Below are 18,201 nucleotides of genomic sequence, written 5' to 3'. Positions count from 1 at the left end.
AAATCCTATTACTCATAAAAAATCTCCAGTCCCATGTTGTTTTTTCTCTAGTTGTGTTTCTTTATTATACAAAAAAGCACCCTATAGGTAGACTTTTTTTAGTGTCTACTCTATAGGGTACATTTTATTAAGGGAAAGCTTTTTATTATTTTGCTGCTGCAACTTCCTCAATAATTGCCACAACCATCTCTGCCAATTTATTCAGTTCTTCGATTGGCATTCTCTCATTTGTTGTATGTATCTCCTCATAACCGACTGCAAGGTTAACTGTTGGAATACCAAACCCACAAATTACATTTGCATCGCTGCCGCCGCCGCTTTGCTGCAATTCACAGCTTCTGCCGATTTTTGCTGCTGCTTTGCGCGCTACTTCCACAACATGGTCTCCTTCGCCAAACTTGAAACCTGGGTACATTACTTCGACATCAACAATCGCTTGACCGCCCATGTCTTTAGCAGCTGTTTCAAATGCACTCTTCATCTTTTCTACTTGAGCTTCCATTTTTTCAGCTATTAACGAACGCGCTTCTGCAAGGATATCCACATGGTCACAAACGATATTCGTTTGCTGGCCGCCTTCGAAACGTCCGATATTTGCTGTTGTCTCACTGTCAATTCTGCCTAAAGGCATATTGGAAATAGCTCTTGATGCAATCGTAATCGCAGAAATGCCTTTTTCAGGTGCAACACCAGCATGAGCTGTTTTGCCTAGGATGGTCGCTTTAATTTTTGCTTGTGTAGGTGCAGCGACAACAATATTGCCGACTTTTCCATCACTATCAAGTGCATAGCCGTATTTAGCTTTTAAAAGGGACGGATCTAGCGCTTTAGCTCCAACCAATCCAGACTCCTCACCGACTGTGATGACAAATTGAATAGTGCCATGCGGGATAGACTGCTCTTTCAAGACAGTGATAACTTCAAGCATAACTGCAAGACCTGCCTTATCATCAGCACCTAAAATAGTTGTGCCGTCAGTTACGACATAGCCATCTTTAATGGAAGGCTTAATGCCGACACCTGGAACTACAGTATCCATATGAGAAGTAAAGTAAATTGGATCTGCTCCCTCTGCATTTCCTGGCAGTGTACAAATCAAATTTCCGGCACCATGGCCAGTTACAGCTGTTGTGTCATCTTCAAATACATCTAAGCCAAGTGCTTCAAATTTGCTTTTCAGCAATGCACAAATCTCTTTTTCATATTTTGTTTCGGAATCTACTTGCACAAGCTCCAAAAACTGATTTAATAAACGTTCGTTATTTATCATATTTCGTTCCTCCAAATAATTACTCACTTTATTAGTATACACCTAAATCAGCAAATGTTTGAATATATTCGCTTTGATTCATGGAAATTTCTTTATAGTTGTTACTTTATGCTTTTCCTAGTAAAATAGAAGGACAAGAATAAGCAGATAAATGGAGGAATTTATGAACAAAAAATTTCAAAAGATCGTCGTGTATTTGATGATTTTTATCATGTTGCTTTCTACTCTAATGATTGGATTGAGCATGCTGTTCTAAATAAAAAATGGCCTGTTATTAAGTGCTGCACCCCAAAAGTTAGTATTGAAATCTAACTTTTGAGGTGTTTTTTTATGGCTAAATATAGTGGGAATTTCAAACTGAATATTTTTCAAGAGTATTTGAAAAGTGCTTCTTTACATATTTATGCCTTTATCAATTGCTCCATATTCAACAGCTAACGATTCAGCATCCTTACTGGAATCTGTAATCAGCACCTTTGTACCTAAAGGAACAGATTGAAAGATTGACTCAATTGCCTCATTTTGCATCCGCACACAGCCTTGTGACACATAATGGCCAATGGAGGCTGGATTGTTCGTGCCATGAATTCCGTATGTTCTTCCTTCTGTGCCTTCTGCATCAAACCCAATCCATCTTGTGCCTAACGGGTTTTTCGGATCTCCGCCCATAATATCCTTCTTGCGGTAATAAGGATTTATTGCCTTTACAGTCACAGTAAACAGCCCTTCAGGTGTGAGTTCATCCTTTTTTCCTGTCGCCACACTAATAAGTGTCTGCACCCTGTTATCATCCACTAATGCCATTTGATTCGTGCTTTTATTTATAATAACGAACGGGTCGCCCGGCATTGGATTATCGCCAAGCGGCCAAATCGGAGACACAGCCAGCAGCAGACCTGCCAGTAATTTCAGCATCCACACACATCCTTTTTAGTCTAGTATGTGTGAACACTGTATTTTTATACTATAGTTTATTAATAGCTAAATGATAACTAGAATTTATTTGATTCCCCATAACTTGGCCGAGTTAGCGGCTATTACATAGATAGCAAGCCTTTGGGAAAGATTATCATGTCTAATAACCAGTAAAATAAAAAAAGCTGCCTTTTATCAAGACAGCTTTTTACTATTACAGCATTTTTTCTAAAAACTCTTTCGCTCTTGCACTTTTCGGATTTGAAAAGAACTCTGCAGGCGGCGCATCCTCAACGATTGAGCCTTGATCCAAGAACAATACTCTGCTTGCAGCTTCTCTAGCAAAGCCCATTTCGTGTGTAACAATCAGCATCGTAATCCCTGTATTCGCCAATGATTTCATAACTTCAAGTACTTCCTTAACCATTTCCGGATCTAAAGCTGAAGTAGGTTCATCGAACAAAATAACCTCTGGATTCATAGCAAGTGCTCTGGCAATTGCTACCCTTTGCTTTTGTCCGCCAGAAAGACGATTCGGATATTCATTAGCCTTTTCAGCCAAGCCGACTTTCTGCAGCAACTCTTTCCCTTGCTTTTCAGCCTCAGATTTGCTCATACCTTTAACTTTAATTGGTGCATAAGTGACATTTTGTAGGACAGTCTTATGCGGGAAAAGATGAAAGTGCTGGAATACCATTCCGACATTTTCTCTCATTTTTTTAATGTTAGCCTTCTTAGCTGTAACTTCCACATTATCAATGAAAATTTTGCCTTCAGTCGGCACTTCTAATAAATTCAGGCAGCGCAGGAAAGTGGATTTACCAGAACCAGATGGCCCGATAATTGTCACTACCTCACCTTTTTTTATTTCTGTTGAGATTCCTTTCAAAACTTGTAAGGAACCGAATGATTTATGCAATTGTTGAACATTAATCACTTCTTCTCATTCTCCTTTCAAGAACCTTCGCAAGCAATGTCAGCACCATTACCATTACATAATAAATTACCCCTGCAAGCAATAATGGTTCGAAATAGGAAAATTTGTCTCCACCCATTATATAAGCCCTTCTCATTATGTCCGTAACACCAATAACTGTAACGATTGCTGATTCCTTCGTTAAAGAAACCGCTTCGTTTATAAGTGCTGGAAAAATGTTTTTCAGTGCTTGTGGAAGAATTAAATCGAACATTGCTTGTCTGTTGCTAACTCCAAGAGCAAGCGCTGCTTCCTTTTGGCCTTTATCCACAGCCAGAATTCCTGCGCGGATAATCTCAGAAATATAGGCAGCTGAGTTTAACCCGAATGACATGATTGCCGCTGCAGCTGGTTCAATTTGCACACCTGTAATTTGCGGTGTGCCGTAATAGATAATCATTAACTGAAGAACAAGCGGCGTTCCTCTGAAAATAGACGTATATGCATCTGCAATCCAGCTCAATACTGGGAATTTGCTAATTTTTAAGATCGATAGGACAATCCCTAATACAAAGCCTAATATTCCTGCAACAAATACGATTTTTAATGTAACGATAATTCCTTTTAATAGAAAAGGAAGGGATGGAATAAACTGTTGAAAATCCAATTCCATACAATGACTCAATCCTTTCAAAAAATAAGAAAACGTTAAAGAGAGTCTCTTTAAACGTTTTTCTTATTTAAGCTATTTATTTATGTTAGTTATCAAACCATTTAACAATTAACTTATCCAACTCGCCGTTTTCTTTCATTTTATTCAATTCTTCATTAAACTTCGCTGTTAAATCACTGTCTTTTGGAAACGCGATTGCAGAACCAGCATCGTCATTTGCTTCTGTTGCAGTAAAGGAGCTTAAAGTATCATCCTTTTTCAAATACCCTTGTGCTACTACATCTTCAATGATTGCTGCATCAAATCTGCCTGCTTTAATTTCTTCCACCAACTGTGGAATACGGTCACGGTTTTCGACTTTCACATCAACTTTTTTTGCGATCTCATTTGCAGCATCTTCTTGAATGGATGCAAGCTGTACGCCGATTGTTTTGCCTTTCAAATCTTCCACGCTGTTAATATTGCTGTCTTTTTTTGTAATAACTAAATCTTGAGCAGTATAGTAAATATCACTGAAATCAACATTTTCTTTTCTTTCAGGTGTAGGTGACATACCTGACATAACTAAGTCCACTTGGCCTGCTTGGATTGCTGGAATCAAACCGCTGAAATCAAAGTCTTTCACTTTAATTGTATAGCCCAGTTTTTCACCAAGTGCATTTGCTAAATCAATATCGAATCCGATAATATCTTCACTTTTTGCTGAATCAATGTATTCAAACGGTGGATAGTCAGCTGATGTTCCCATAATAAGTTCTTTTTTATCAGAAGAACTTCCGCTGTTGCTGTCATCTGTGCTTGTACCACAACCTGCTAGAATTGCTATCATTAACAGCATAAGTGCCATTAGTTTTTTCATAAAGTTTTCCCCCTATAATCAATATGATGTATTTTGCGCGATGTTTTTTCGTTCTCATGAGAGTTATATTCATACAACTATATGCATTTTAACACAAACTAATAATTATTCAATACACTTTATACAAATTCATTTAAAAAAATAATTTTCCAAAAGGATGAATTGAACTACTTTTCTGAAAAAACTTTATAATAAAAGACAGAGGATAATTTCCTCTGCCTATCTTTTACTTATTTTGAAAGTTTATACTTCCTCACAATATTCTTCAAATGCATTTTGCAGTTTCCCGACAACTTCCATTGGATCATGGCCTTCGATTTCATGACGTTCTACCATCTTCACAATTTGCCCGTCTTTTAATAAGGCAAAGGATGGTGAGGATGGTGCATATCCTGTAAAGTATGATCTTGCTTTTTCTGTTGCTTCTTTATCCTGTCCAGCGAAAACCGTTACGAGATGATTCGGCTTCTTCTTATAATGTAGGGAATATCCTGCAGCTGGACGGGCAATACCTCCTGCACATCCGCACACAGAATTGACCATCACTAATGTAGTTCCTTCTTTAGCAAAAGCCTCATCTACTGCCTCAGGTGTAGTAAGCTCTGTATAGCCAGCTTCTTCCATGTCCTGGCGTGCTTGGCGAACAACATCGTTCATGAATAAATTAAAATCGATATTCATTATTTTGCCCCTCCGATTTATTTGATTAAGACATTATGTCCAGTATTTACTTATCTATCTTATTATTATCAATTGACCCGCAACTTTCAATTAATATGTTTTATCTTCTATTAATAGATTGGCGTATTGTCTTTTGTTGTATTTTCTAATCTTTCTTTCAAACGCTGCATAAATCTTCCACATACCAAACCATCAAGCACACGATGGTCAAGAGACATACACAAATTAACCATATCGCTAATTGCAATCATGCCATCCTTAATAACGGGACGCTTTACAATCGACTCAACCTGTAGGATTGCCGCTTGCGGGTGATTAATAATACCCATTGACTGAACTGAACCAAAGGAACCTGTGTTATTCACAGTAAAGGTTCCTCCCTCCATTTCATGAAGCTGCAATGTACCGTTTCTTGCTTTTGCAGCAAGTTCCGTAATTTCTCTTGCAATTCCTTTAAGGGATTTCTCATCGGCATTTTTGATAACTGGTACAAATAGTGCATCTTCTGTTGCGACAGCTATAGAAATATTTACATCTTTTTTGCGAATGATTTTATCGCCAGCCCATGTTGAGTTAATTTCCGGGAATTCCTTTAATGTTTGCGCAACTGCTTTAACGAAGAAGGCAAAATATGTAAGGTTATAGCCTTCTGCTTTTTTAAAGGAGTCTTTGACCTCGTTTCGGTATTGAACAAGCTTTGTTGCATCGACCTCGATCATTGTCCAAGCATGAGGAATATCTTGCTTGCTCTTCTTCATATTAGCGGCAATCGCCTTGCGCACACCTGTTACTGGAATCTCGATATCACCAGGAACTGCTTGAACATCAACAACTTGAGGAGCTGGAGCTGTTTGCTGTACAGCTACGTGTACTTGCTGCTCTTTTTGCACATCGATTTTTTCTGGTGCAGCAACAGGCTGCTGTATCGATTGGCCACTGTTAATAGCAGCTAAGACATCTTTCCTTGTAATTCGGCCGCCTAATCCACTGCCTGTTATCTGGCTTAGATCAATTCCTGCTTCTTGGGACAGGCGCAGTACTGCAGGTGAATATCTTGCTTTGCCTGCTGCAGGCTTTTCTGTTGTATTGCTTGATGCTGTTTCTTTGACAGCAGGAGCTGCTGCTGTCACTTCTTCTGCTCCTTCTACATCAATGATGCAGATGACTTCACCGACTTGCAGTGTATCTCCTTCTCCTGCAATCAGTTCTTTAACACTGCCTGAAAAAGACGAAGGTATTTCTGCGTTGACTTTATCTGTCATTACCTCAGCCAATGGTTCATATTTGTTGACAGTATCTCCAACAGAAACGAGCCATTTGCTGATTGTTCCTTCTGTTACGCTCTCTCCAAGCTTTGGCATGGTAATCTTTTCACTGGACATGTTATCCCTCCTTATCACTCAAATCATTAAAATTCTGCGAGCTTACGCATAGCATTTTCGACTTTTTCCGGGCTGACAATGAAGTGTTTTTCCATCGTCGGTGCATATGGCATAGCAGGAATATCTGGTCCAGCGAGCCTCATGATTGGTGCATCCAAGTCAAACAGGCAGTTCTCTGCAATAATTGCCGCAACCTCACTGATGATGCTGCCTTCTTTGTTGTCTTCTGTTATTAACAGAACCTTCCCTGTTTTAGAAGCTGCCTCAATAATTGCTTCTTGGTCAAGAGGATAAACAGTACGCAAATCCAATACATGTGCAGATATTCCGTCTTGCGCAAGCTTTTCTGCTGCCTGCAGTGCGAAATGTACACATAGTCCGTATGTAATGACTGTAATATCTTCTCCTTCTCTTTTAACATCTGCCTTTCCGATTGGCAGTACATAATCATCCTCAGGCACTTCCCCTTTAATCAGGCGGTATGCACGCTTATGTTCAAAGAAAAGAACAGGATCTGGATCACGAACAGCTGCTTTAAGCAATCCCTTCACATCATACGGTGTGGAAGGCATAACAATTTTCAATCCAGGCGTATTGGCAAACATTGCTTCCACTGATTGCGAATGATAAAGAGCCCCATGAATTCCTCCGCCGTATGGTGCGCGAATAACAATTGGACAAGTCCAGTCATTGTTAGAGCGGTAACGAATCTTTGCTGCCTCTGAAACAATTTGGTTTACAGCAGGCATGATGAAATCAGCAAACTGCATTTCCGCAATCGGCTTCATACCGTACATCGCGGCACCGATACCGACTCCCGCAATCGCAGATTCTGCAAGTGGTGCATCGATGACTCTTTCTTCACCGAATTGTTCATATAAGCCGGTTGTCGCCTTAAATACGCCACCTTTCACACCGACATCTTCTCCTAGAATAAATACCTTTTCATCTCTTTCCATCTCTTCTCTGATGGCCATAGTAACTGCATCAATATATGAAATAACTGCCATTATTTCTTTCCCCCTTAATTCCCGTACACATAATTCATTGAGTCTTCTGGTTTTGCATATGGAGCCTTTTCTGCATATTCAGTTGCTTCATTGATAATTTCCATAATATCAGCATTCAGCTCTTGGTCCATTTCTTCTGTCAGGACACCAACTTCTGTTAAATAATTTTTAAATGTGATAACAGGGTCCTTCGCCTTCGCTTCTGCTACTTCCTCGCGGCCTCTGTAAGTTCTGTCATCATCGTCAGAAGAGTGAGGAGTTAAACGATAAGAGACTGTCTCAATAAGAGTCGGTCCTTCCCCTCTTCTTGCTCTGTCAACTGCTTCTTTAGTGACACGATATACCTCAATTGGATCATTGCCGTCCACTGTATATCCTGGCATGCCATAACCGATGGCTCTGTCTGACACATTTTCGCAAGCTAATTGCTTTTCGATTGGAACAGAGATAGCATATTTGTTATTTTCACAAACGAAAATGACTGGGAGTTTATGTACTCCAGCAAAGTTCGCACCTTCATGGAAATCTCCCTGGTTGGAGGAACCTTCTCCAAAGCTGACGTATGTTACAAAATCTTTCTTCTCAATTTTACCAGCCAAGGCAATGCCCACAGCATGTGGAACTTGTGTAGTTACAGGTGAAGAACCAGTTACGATGCGGTTCTTTTTCTGTCCGAAATGTCCTGGCATTTGTCTGCCGCCTGAGTTAGGATCTTCTGCTTTAGCAAACCCTTGCAGCATAATTTCTCTTGGCGTTTGTCCGAATGCAAGCACAACACCTAAGTCTCTGTAATATGGCAATGAATAATCTTTAGCTCGGTCAAAGGCGAATGCCGTACCTACTTGCGCTGCCTCCTGGCCTTGGCAGGACACAACGAAAGGAATTTTTCCAGAGCGGTTTAAAAGCCACATCCTTTCATCGATACGTCGTGCTAATAGCATATATCTATACATTTCAAGTACTTGCTCATCTGTTAATCCTGCATTTAAATGGCGCTTTTCTACCATTTGATTACCTCCTACATTTCCTTGTCTCACTTTTTTATCTCCAGCTATTTGCGTCATCCGTGTATCTCCTTTCCATCAACTGCTAATGCAGCCTCTCCGATTGCTTCAGATAATGTCGGATGAGGGTGTATCGTTGCTCCTATTTCCCATGGAGCGGCATCCAGTGTGGCAGCTAGCGCTGCTTCTGAAATCATGTCAGTAGCATGAGGTCCGATAATATGAACACCTAATATATCATCTGTTTGCCTGTCAGCAATTATTTTGACAAAGCCTTCCGGTTCTCCGTATACTAGTGCTTTTCCGACTGCCTGGAAGGAGAATTTCCCTTTTTTAATTGTAAAGCCTGCATTTATTGCTTCTTCTTCTGTATATCCAATACTCGCTATTTCTGGACTAGTATAGATACATTTTGCGATTTTTTTGTAATCTAGTCGCTCTGGCTGCAATCCTGCAATATGCTCGACAGCCTTTATCCCTTCATGGGAAGCAACATGGGCCAGCTGAAGTCCTCCAATAACATCGCCAATCGCATAAATATGAGCTTCCTTCGTCTGGAAATTCTCATTTACCTGTATGGTATTATTGTCGAAGATGATTTCTGTATTTTCCAAACCCAATCCTTCCACATTGCCGATTCTGCCGACTGAAACAAGCAGCTTTTCGCCTGAAAAGAACACCTTTTCACCCTTTATTTCTGCTTGAACAGTGACATGCTCATTTTTCTCCAGCGTTTCAGGCAATACTTTAGCACCTATGACAACCTTGACACCTTTTTTCTCCAGCTGCTTCTTCAGTTCAAGGCGAATATCTTTATCCTCTGTTGGCACAATTGTGTCGCTGTATTCTATTAAGGTCACATCTACATCAAAATCAGCAAGCATGGAAGCCCATTCTACACCGATGACACCGCCGCCGACAATTAGGATTGATTTTGGAAGTTTATCCATTTTTAATGCTTCTTCTGAGCTGATAATCAACTCTCCGTCAATCTCGAGTCCGGGCAATGTATTAGGTCTTGAACCAGTAGAGACAATCACGTTTTTAGGAAGCAGCATCTCGTTTTCTTCTCCGTTATTCATCTCAACAGAGATAGTCCCTGGAATGGGAGAGAATATAGATGGACCGAGAATTCTTCCTTTCCCTTCATATACGTCGATTTTCCCTTTCTTCATTAAATACTCGACACCTTTATGCAGCTGGGTGACAATACTATTTTTTCTTGCTTGAACCTTTCCAAAATCAAAGCTCACATCATTCACAAGCACACCGAAGTCCTCGCTTCTTTTAGCCGTTGAATAAACCTCTGCACTTCTCAGTAAGGCTTTGCTTGGGATACAGCCATTATGGAGGCATGTACCGCCGAGTTTTCCTTTTTCGACTATGGCTGTTTTTAAACCTAATTGGGAAGCGCGGATTGCCGCAACATAACCGCCTGTCCCGCCTCCTAAAATAACTAAATCATATTCGTTAGCCACTATATTCACTCTCCTAAAAAATTACTTTATGTTATATGCTTTTGCTTGCTCTTCCCCGCGAAGAACACGTAAACATCCATTTGCTAATGATTGCATATCATTTTCACCTGGGTATGTGAACACATCTGCTATCCATTTAGTCCGTTCGACAATTTCGTCCACAAGCATCGTGCTGTAAGCCATAACCCCTGTCAAGATGATTGCATCAATTCTGCCGGCAAGAACAGTACTTGCACTGCCAATCTCTTTTGCAATCTGATAAGAAAGTGCATCGAAAATGAGCTTATCCTGCGTGCTGCCTTCCTTGATACCGGCTTCTAATTGACGGAGTTCCTTTTTGTGCAAATAGCTGTTTATACCTGCGTGGTACAGCAGCTGCTCTTTCATTTCCTTATAGCTGTATTTGCCGGAATAGCAGAGGTCGACCAAATCACCATGTGGAAGACTTCCAGCTCTTTCAGGGCTGAAGGGCCCTTCTCCGTTCAGACCATTATTAACATCAATGACTTTTCCGCACCTATGAGCTCCGACCGTAATTCCGTCTCCTAAATGGGCTACTATAAAATTACAATCCTCATAGGACCTGCCAAGCTCCATCGCAGCCCTTCTGCCGCTTGCTTTATGATTTAATGCATGAAAGACACTTTTTCTGGAAATAAGGGGATATCCTGATATTCGGGCAATGTCTTCAAGTTCATCAACCACAACTGGATCAGTGATAAAAGCAGGGATATTTAATCCCGCGGCAATCTCCGCTGCTATTAATCCGCCAAGATTGGAAGGATGCTCTCCTCTTTCGCCTGCCTTAAGATCTGCTATCATCGCACTGTCCACCATATATGTTCCGCCTTCAATCGGCTTTAACAAGCCGCCTATTCCGGCAATTGCGTCAAGCCTGGAAAGATTAAATCCTTCAGATAGAAGAAAATCCAGAACCTTCTTCGTCCTTGCAGGCGCCTGGGCAGCGATGTTAGGATAATCTGCTGTATCCTCCTGCATGATAGATTGCTCAAAGATTGGCACTTCATTTTCATATAGGGAAATAACTGTTGATTCGGATTTAGGGTTTATGACTAATATTCGATGTTTTTCCATCATCTTTGATAATCCTCCCTGTCCAGACAGTTTTTATTTGTTAGTTCAAATGATATTTTTCCAATTTATAATATAAATTCCGGACAGATAAGCCTAGCTTCTTCGCTGTTAACGTCTTGTTTCCATCAAGTTTTGCCAATGTACGCTCGATAATAACTTTTTCATATTCCTCAACAAGCTCAGAAAGCGGTTTATCTTCTGGTTCTAGAAGGATTGCATTCTGACTGTTGTCAGCAGTGCTGCTTGAAAAAGCGAGATCAGCTTCTTTAAGGATTGTTTTCTGTCTATCTATTTTTGCAAGTGAATGAAAAACAACAGCCCGCATTTCTCTGAAATGATGTTCAAACGGGAAGCTTTGCAATGCTTCTATTGCAGTCTTGTCAACAGAAGCAACACAGCTGCCATACTCCTTATTGGCTAGTTGTATCCATTCCTTCACCAGTGGAGCTATATCCTCTTTCCTTTCTTTAAGGGAAGGGAGATGAATGCTCGTCTGCAGCAGTTCATAATATAGTTCCTGCAGAAACAAACCTTTCATCATTGCCGTTTCCACATTAACAGAAGCGGAGAGAACTAAACGGTATCCGGCAGTTTCATCTTGATTGGAACAGATGAGATGCAGCTTTTTTTGCTGCTCCATAGAAAGATCTGTAATATTTTCCATATACACCGTACCTGAAGGCTGCAGGGAAGTATCTTCACTTCTAAGCATTTCCAAAAACGCTGAAACTTTTTCCTGCTCTTGCAAACAATCAATAGCAGTAAATGCTTGATATCTTCTCTTCCCCTCATTATGGATGGCATTTGCAAACATTTTCTTGCCAGTACCGGCAAGACCACGCAAAAACACGGTATAATCCATATCAGCTGCTATTTTCCCCTGCTGCACAGCCATCTTCATCCGCGGGGACTCTGCTGTAAAGTCTTCAAACCGGCTTTGTGCTTCTAATGTACGAATAATTTTTCTAGATTGCTCAAGCTTCTTCCTTAGTTCCGCCTGCTCTATATCATAATCAATAAACAGAATACAGCCCTTCCATATCCCATCAATCAAGTTAGGAATACATCTAATATTTCCTTCTATTGAAGGTCCTGCCACTTTTTGCACAACAGTCCTTCTAGTCTCCATCGTCTTTTTGCTCACATTACTGAGCTGTTCCTTCCATTCCGCTTCAGCAGAACTGTCTTTCTTTAATAAATACTGAAACTTCTCATATGCAGGATTTTGCAAGATAACTAACAGATTTTCATCCATAATCACAAATGCTTGTGATGCGTTTTGCAGTACTGCCTGCATTCCCTGTTGTATGTATTCATCAACACGCCAATCCTCTTCCAATGCCCTATCCTGCTGAATTATCGCAGCTGCTCCAAGTAATTCTCCATCCTTGTTTACAAGGGGAAAACGGGACACATGCACGGAAATATGTTCAGACAGACGGAATAACTTTCTGATTTCTGCCTTTTTCGTCTGGAGCACTCTCATCAGCTCTGCTTTAGGAAAGACATCAAGAATATGCGCATCCTTCGCTAACGGCCTTTTGTTCTGATGTGCAGCAAGCGTGCTTGCCTGCTGGTTGTAATAAACAATTCTTCCTTGTTTATCAATGAGCACGACCGCTTCTTTTAAGTCCTGAAAGATCGATTGTTCTGTTGATTGATAGGATAAATCCATTTGCAAAAACCTCACTTTTTGCATAATCATAAAATATTAACCGTGCAATTTATTTCATATCTATACTATAAACATATTTGCAATTCCATGCAAATTTTTTCTCGATTTTTATGTATTCTGATAATTTATTCAATTTAAACGCTTACATTTTTTACATAAAAAAGGTACCTGCATTAGTAGCAGGAACCGCACAGTCCTATTTAGAGGATGCCTGAAGAATTTGCATAGCTTGAACTGGTTCATCCGTAATAATAGCGGACGCTCCGGCTTGGATAAACTCTGTCATTTTCATTGCATCATTAACGGTATAAGGCCTAACACTTATGCCAAACCTTTCAGCCTGCTCCACCATTGGAATGGTGATCCTTTTGTAATTAGGATGAATTCCTTTAGCCTTGATTGCTGTTGCATAAATCCATGGCTGATATATTCTATCTGAAAGCAGTGCGGCTGTTTCTATTTCTGGGGCAATTCGGTGGCTGAGCACCATGCTGTAATGATTAAAGGAAGAAAAGATAATCCGGTCACCTAATCCAAACTCAGAAATAAGATTAATTGTTTTTTCTTCCATGCCATCATATGGGACATTATTGTTTTTAAACTCAATATTGCATAATAAGGAGTTGCCCTGCATCCATTCAAACAGCTCTTTTAATGTAGGTATCTTTTCGTTAACACCAGCAAATTTATAAGAAGCTTGTAATTTCCTTAACTCACTAAAAGTATGTTCTGCAACAAATCCAGTTCCATTTGTCGTGCGGTCCACTGTTTCATCATGAATGATGACTAATTCGCCATCCTTCGTCATTTGCACATCCAGCTCAATTCCGTTCACTGAAGCCTTCTCTGCTTCCGTGAAAGCTATCATCGTATTTTCAGGAAAACGGGCAGAATAACCTCTGTGAGCAAATATCAATGTCATATACACACACTCCTAAACTAGAAATTGTGTTGATAGTAAAACAGACTCTAACGAAAGTTAGAGTCTGTTTTTGTTGAAAGTTAATTAAGCTTTAGTAACGTTAGCAGCTTGTGGTCCGCGTTGTCCTTCTTCTATGTCAAAAGAAACTTCTTGGCCCTCATCCAAAGTTTTGAAACCTTCAGATTGAATAGCACTGAAATGTACGAATACATCTTGTCCTTCTGAAGTTTCGATGAAACCAAATCCTTTTTCAGCGTTGAACCATTTTACTTTACCTGTAGCCATTTTTGTTTCCTCCTATGTGCTTCACACACTATGTATTACTATCCTTGCTCTTCATAAAAAATAAAGAATGTTCTATCCTAACTATTTACTTCGAACAAAAATAAGTCTCCTTTATAGTAACAGGTTAAACATGGGAAAGCAAATCTTTACAACAAAGTTTACAAAAAGAATGAAAAATTTATGATTTCTTTATACTTTTCGACTGATTGTCATTTTCGTAATCCTTCTAAAAAATAACCTTGCAACGATAAAGATGAGCCAATACAAAATATAACCCATCTAAACACGAATAATAATATTCCATCTAACTTAAACTTAGAAACAATAAAGCTTGGTATTATACGGCTTTAAAATTAGTTCGTTTCATTGCGCTCTCGGCCACTTTGCTTTCCGCGGGGAGAAAGATGAGCCTCCTCGTCTTCGCCTGCTGGGTCTCATCCTTCCCTCTATTTCCCGCAGGAGTCGAGTGACCTCCGCTCGATTCCACTAAGATTTTTAATTATTGTATATAATCGAAACAAAAAAACCAAACTATTAATCAATAAATGATAAAAATAGTTTGGTTTTGATTCGTATTTTACATACTTGTGTCCCAGCCTGTTAAAATGATCTTACATCAACCAAGACAGGAAGATTGGTAATGTAATTAAGGAAAGGATGGCACTGAGGACAAAGGAGGACGCTGTTTCAGCTTCCAATGTCTCAAACCTTGTTGCAATCATCGCAGCTACTGCTGAGCCTGGGAAAGCAACCAATAAGATTGCATTTGTCATATCTGTTTTAGATAATCCCATCATTAGAGCAATCAATACCATTGCCAACGGATGAATAATCGCTTTTATGAAGGCAATGCTGATAGCAGTTTTGCTGAATTTAATATTGCGGATACCAATTGTTACCCCAATAGCAAATAAAGCTGCACCAGAAGTGATAGAACCAATTTCATCTAAGCTGTCTGCTAGTATATCTGGTGAATGGAAGCCGCAAAGTATTAAAACGACACCAAGCAACGGCACGCATGCAAGCGGTTCAGACAATCCATGCAGAATAGATGAAACAGTCACTTTCCATAAGCTTTGTCCCTTTTCCTTCGCATTGGTGCTTGACTGGCCAATAGTTCCGATAATACTAGCCAATGGATCAAGAAGTGCATTAACTACTACACCAGTTATCGCAATAGGGATTGCAACTGCATCCGCCCCAAATATACTTCCTAATACTGGTATACCCATAAATGCAAATGATGGCTGCGTAGAATTTAATGCAAACATAGATGCTGGAGTTGTTGATGTTTTAAATACAAAACGTGAAATCAGTAAAAGAACTACATAGAAACCGATAATACCTATGAACATTGTGACAAAGAAAGGCCATTTATCGATAAGTGTTTGTTTAGAAGTTGTTGTAATTCCGACAAATAAATGTGCTGGCAACGCAAACTTTGTAACAAGTGTGTTCAAGCCTTTAGATGAAGCAGCATCGAACTTTTTAAAATACCCTGCCAAATAACCTAAAATAATGACAAAGAAAATTGGTATTAATATAATAAATATTTGACCTATACCCATAATTTAAATCCCCCAAATGTTATCCAAAGCGTATCAATACGCTCAAAAATTGTGCTAATAAACTCTACTTAACCTATTTATTAAGTAGGTTTTAATTCTTCAAAAAATAAGTGAGACTGCTCTTTAGGGTAAATCCGGCTTTTAATCCGTATTACTAAGATTAAAAGCCTCCCTCTTTAAAGCCTTATTTCTTTCAACAATACTTACATTGCTTCAATATCTTTATATACTGGATACCACATAGCATCCTTCACAGCTTCCTCCACATTTGCAGGAATATCTTGTGCAACTCCATCTTCAATGGCTGCTTTAGCAACAGCAACTGCTACTTCATAGGAAACTTCACGAAGCTGAGAAACACTTGGCAGCAATGAAGCTCCATCTTTGCTAGTATCACAAAGCTTTGCAACTGCATCTGCAGATGCAATGAACATGCTGTCTGTAATTAATTTAGCTTTTACTACAATCGAACCAAGACCAAGGCCTGGGAATACAAAGGCATTGTTTGATTGACCAATTTCATAGCTAATTCCTTTATATTCAACAGGCTCAAATGGGCTTCCAGTAGCGATTAACGCTTTTCCGTCTGTCCATTCAATCAGGTCTGAAGGAACTGCTTCGGCTAGATGCGTTGGGTTTGACATCGGCATGATGATTGGACGCTCAACATGTTTTGCCATTTCTTTAATGATTGCTTCTGTGAAAGCACCTGCAACACCTGAAGTACCAATCAAAATGGTCGGCTTCACTTGTTTAACTGTCTCCATTAATGAAATAATGCCATTTTCTTTTTCCCAGCCTGCAACTTCTGCTTCTGAACGTACATATGGTTTTTGGAAGCTCAAAATACCGTCCATGCCATCTGTCAACAGACCTCTGTGATCAACAGCCCAGAATCTTGCACATGCTTCTTCTTCTGTCAAACCTTCAAGAACCATCGCATCTTTCATTTGGTCTGCGTTACCAATACCGGCAGCTCCTGGTCCAAACACTAATACACGTTGATCCTTTAATGATTCATTTTTGATTTTTAATCCTGAAAGAATACCTGCTAACGTTACTGCTCCAGTACCTTGGATGTCATCATTGAATGTTAAAACTTTATCTTTATACTTCTCAATAATATGGCGTGCGTTCACATTACCGAAATCCTCCCAGTGCAGCAATGCATTCGGGAACATGTCAAGTGCTTTTTCAATATAAGCATCAATGAACTGATTATACTTTTCACCACGAATTCTTTCATGGCGGTTACCGATATATAATGGATCGTTAATTAGCTTTTCATTGTTTGTACCTGCATCAAGCACTACTGGCAATACACGTTTTGGGTGGATACCTGCAGCTGCTGTATATACAGCCAGTTTTCCAATTGCGATATTGATTCCGCCGACACCCCAGTCACCAATACCTAAAATGCTCTCAGAGTCTGTTGCAACGATTAAATCAATATCGTCTGCTGAAGCACCAGTATTCGCAAGTGCTTCCTCAATTCCATCTAAATCATTAACAGACAGGTAAACACCACCTGGACGGTGATATTCGTGGCTGTATTCTTGGATGGATTGACCAACAGTCGGTGTGTAAACAATCGGCAGCATTTCGCTCAAATGATCTGTTAACAATCTGTAATATAAAACCACGTTGCGGTTGAACAAATCATTTAATGAATTGTTTTTCTCCAGATTACTTGATTTGGAAGCAAATTGCTCATATGCTCTTTTTACTTGCTCTTCAAGCGTCAAGACCGCTGGAGGCAAGATACCGTTAAGGCCAAGCTCCTCTCTTTCTTTTTCTGTAAAGGCAACTCCTTTATTAAGCAATGGATTTGCAAGGACATCCTTACCTTTTAATGTTGTATGAATCGAACCGTCTTTTTCTAAGAAAATAACTTTGCTCATCTTCTATTCCTTCTTCCTTTAACTTGGTTACTAAAAGTTAACTGGTTAATTTACGTTACAGATTCTACTCCCCTATTTTTTCTTCGTCAACGGTCACTGCCACACAATTGTCACAAAACCATTTATTGAAAACGTTTTATATGATATTATGTAAGTAAGGCTGATTTTTTTAATTATTTAACTATGTTATTTATAATATATTGGTTATCATTAATAACTAAAAAAATGAGGATGAAGGAAATGAGCGAAGAAAAGACTCCGCGCAACTTAAGCGAAAAGGTGGAGAAGCTGTATCAATTCATCAGCAAAAAGTGGACTGGACTTATTATTCACGCATTAATGGATGAACCGAAGCGATTTAGTGAAATTCACAGCTTTATTCCAGATCTCAGCAAACGCATGCTGAATGAAAGAATTAAGGATCTTGAGCATCACGGCATCGTCATACGCAATGTTATTACAGAGAGACCGATACGAACGGAATATTCTTTGACAAAAAAAGGCCATGAACTCGGCAAAGCATTGGATGCAGTGGAATTATGGGCTAAAAAATGGATGTGAACAGAG

At 39.6% G+C, this 18,201-nt stretch carries 18 protein-coding genes; 2 read left to right on the top strand and 16 right to left on the bottom strand.

Translation table 11 applies throughout. The features are described 5' to 3' along the window. Positions 1-145 precede the first annotated feature (145 nt). Positions 146-1,270, bottom strand: coding sequence for a tripeptidase T (locus M3600_RS06765; protein WP_233313244.1), 1,125 nt, complete (start codon positions 1,268-1,270; stop codon positions 146-148). Positions 1,271-1,433: 163 nt separating this feature from the next. Between M3600_RS06765 and prli42 the strand changes: the two genes are divergently transcribed. After that, on the top strand, positions 1,434-1,526 hold the full coding sequence (gene prli42 / locus M3600_RS06760; RefSeq protein WP_233313242.1) for a stressosome-associated protein Prli42: 93 nt from the start codon (positions 1,434-1,436) through the stop codon (positions 1,524-1,526). A 137-nt stretch (positions 1,527-1,663) separates the two neighbouring features. On the opposite strand, the gene M3600_RS06755 is transcribed toward prli42, so the two are convergent. From M3600_RS06755 to M3600_RS06685, 15 genes are all read right to left on the bottom strand, one after another. Beyond that, positions 1,664-2,185: a L,D-transpeptidase gene (locus M3600_RS06755; protein ID WP_233313238.1), complete on the bottom strand. Its 522-nt coding sequence runs from the start codon at positions 2,183-2,185 to the stop codon at positions 1,664-1,666. A 214-nt stretch (positions 2,186-2,399) separates the two neighbouring features. Next, positions 2,400-3,122 (bottom strand): amino acid ABC transporter ATP-binding protein, encoded by a 723-nt coding sequence (locus M3600_RS06750; RefSeq protein WP_233313237.1) that lies wholly within the window; start codon positions 3,120-3,122, stop codon positions 2,400-2,402. Next, on the bottom strand, positions 3,115-3,774 hold the full coding sequence (locus M3600_RS06745; RefSeq protein WP_233313235.1) for an amino acid ABC transporter permease: 660 nt from the start codon (positions 3,772-3,774) through the stop codon (positions 3,115-3,117). The genes M3600_RS06750 and M3600_RS06745 overlap by 8 nt, the downstream gene beginning before the upstream one ends. 85 nt (positions 3,775-3,859) lie before the next feature. Then, a complete protein-coding gene (locus M3600_RS06740; RefSeq protein WP_233313234.1) occupies positions 3,860-4,633 on the bottom strand; it encodes a transporter substrate-binding domain-containing protein in 774 nt (257 codons plus the stop codon). 243 nt (positions 4,634-4,876) lie between these two features. After that, positions 4,877-5,314: a BrxA/BrxB family bacilliredoxin gene (locus tag M3600_RS06735; protein WP_233313233.1), complete on the bottom strand. Its 438-nt coding sequence runs from the start codon at positions 5,312-5,314 to the stop codon at positions 4,877-4,879. 110 nt (positions 5,315-5,424) lie between these two features. Then, complete coding sequence (locus tag M3600_RS06730) at positions 5,425-6,696, bottom strand: dihydrolipoamide acetyltransferase family protein (RefSeq protein ID WP_251645021.1); 1,272 nt, start codon at positions 6,694-6,696, stop codon at positions 5,425-5,427. A 26-nt stretch (positions 6,697-6,722) separates the two neighbouring features. Beyond that, the gene (locus M3600_RS06725; protein ID WP_233313230.1) at positions 6,723-7,706 is read right to left on the bottom strand and encodes an alpha-ketoacid dehydrogenase subunit beta; all 984 of its coding nucleotides are present in this window, start codon (positions 7,704-7,706) and stop codon (positions 6,723-6,725) included. Positions 7,707-7,720: 14 nt separating this feature from the next. After that, on the bottom strand, positions 7,721-8,713 hold the full coding sequence (locus tag M3600_RS06720) for a thiamine pyrophosphate-dependent dehydrogenase E1 component subunit alpha (protein WP_233314714.1): 993 nt from the start codon (positions 8,711-8,713) through the stop codon (positions 7,721-7,723). A 53-nt stretch (positions 8,714-8,766) separates the two neighbouring features. Beyond that, complete coding sequence (gene lpdA / locus M3600_RS06715) at positions 8,767-10,188, bottom strand: dihydrolipoyl dehydrogenase (protein ID WP_233313229.1); 1,422 nt, start codon at positions 10,186-10,188, stop codon at positions 8,767-8,769. 21 nt (positions 10,189-10,209) lie between these two features. Further along, the gene (gene buk, locus M3600_RS06710; protein WP_233314713.1) at positions 10,210-11,283 is read right to left on the bottom strand and encodes a butyrate kinase; all 1,074 of its coding nucleotides are present in this window, start codon (positions 11,281-11,283) and stop codon (positions 10,210-10,212) included. Positions 11,284-11,323: 40 nt separating this feature from the next. Then, on the bottom strand, positions 11,324-12,958 hold the full coding sequence (locus M3600_RS06705; protein WP_251645019.1) for a sigma 54-interacting transcriptional regulator: 1,635 nt from the start codon (positions 12,956-12,958) through the stop codon (positions 11,324-11,326). Between the two features lie 196 nt (positions 12,959-13,154). Continuing rightward, positions 13,155-13,880: a glycerophosphodiester phosphodiesterase gene (locus M3600_RS06700; protein WP_251645017.1), complete on the bottom strand. Its 726-nt coding sequence runs from the start codon at positions 13,878-13,880 to the stop codon at positions 13,155-13,157. Positions 13,881-13,964: 84 nt separating this feature from the next. Then, positions 13,965-14,165 carry a cold-shock protein gene (locus M3600_RS06695; protein ID WP_127737529.1) on the bottom strand — a complete coding sequence of 67 codons (201 nt, stop codon included), beginning with the start codon at positions 14,163-14,165 and terminating at the stop codon, positions 13,965-13,967. 611 nt (positions 14,166-14,776) lie between these two features. Then, positions 14,777-15,733 (bottom strand): AEC family transporter, encoded by a 957-nt coding sequence (locus M3600_RS06690; RefSeq protein ID WP_233313226.1) that lies wholly within the window; start codon positions 15,731-15,733, stop codon positions 14,777-14,779. A gap of 203 nt (positions 15,734-15,936) precedes the next feature. Further along, on the bottom strand, positions 15,937-17,634 hold the full coding sequence (locus tag M3600_RS06685) for an NAD-dependent malic enzyme (RefSeq protein WP_233313225.1): 1,698 nt from the start codon (positions 17,632-17,634) through the stop codon (positions 15,937-15,939). Positions 17,635-17,874: 240 nt separating this feature from the next. Between M3600_RS06685 and M3600_RS06680 the strand changes: the two genes are divergently transcribed. Further along, entirely contained in the window at positions 17,875-18,195 is a 321-nt protein-coding gene (locus tag M3600_RS06680) for a winged helix-turn-helix transcriptional regulator (protein WP_233313224.1), read from the top strand. Positions 18,196-18,201 lie beyond the last annotated feature (6 nt).

Source organism: Niallia sp. MER 6, from assembly GCF_023714395.1.
Lineage (GTDB): Bacteria > Bacillota > Bacilli > Bacillales > Cytobacillaceae > Niallia.
This window is presented reverse-complemented; position numbering and strand designations above follow the sequence as displayed.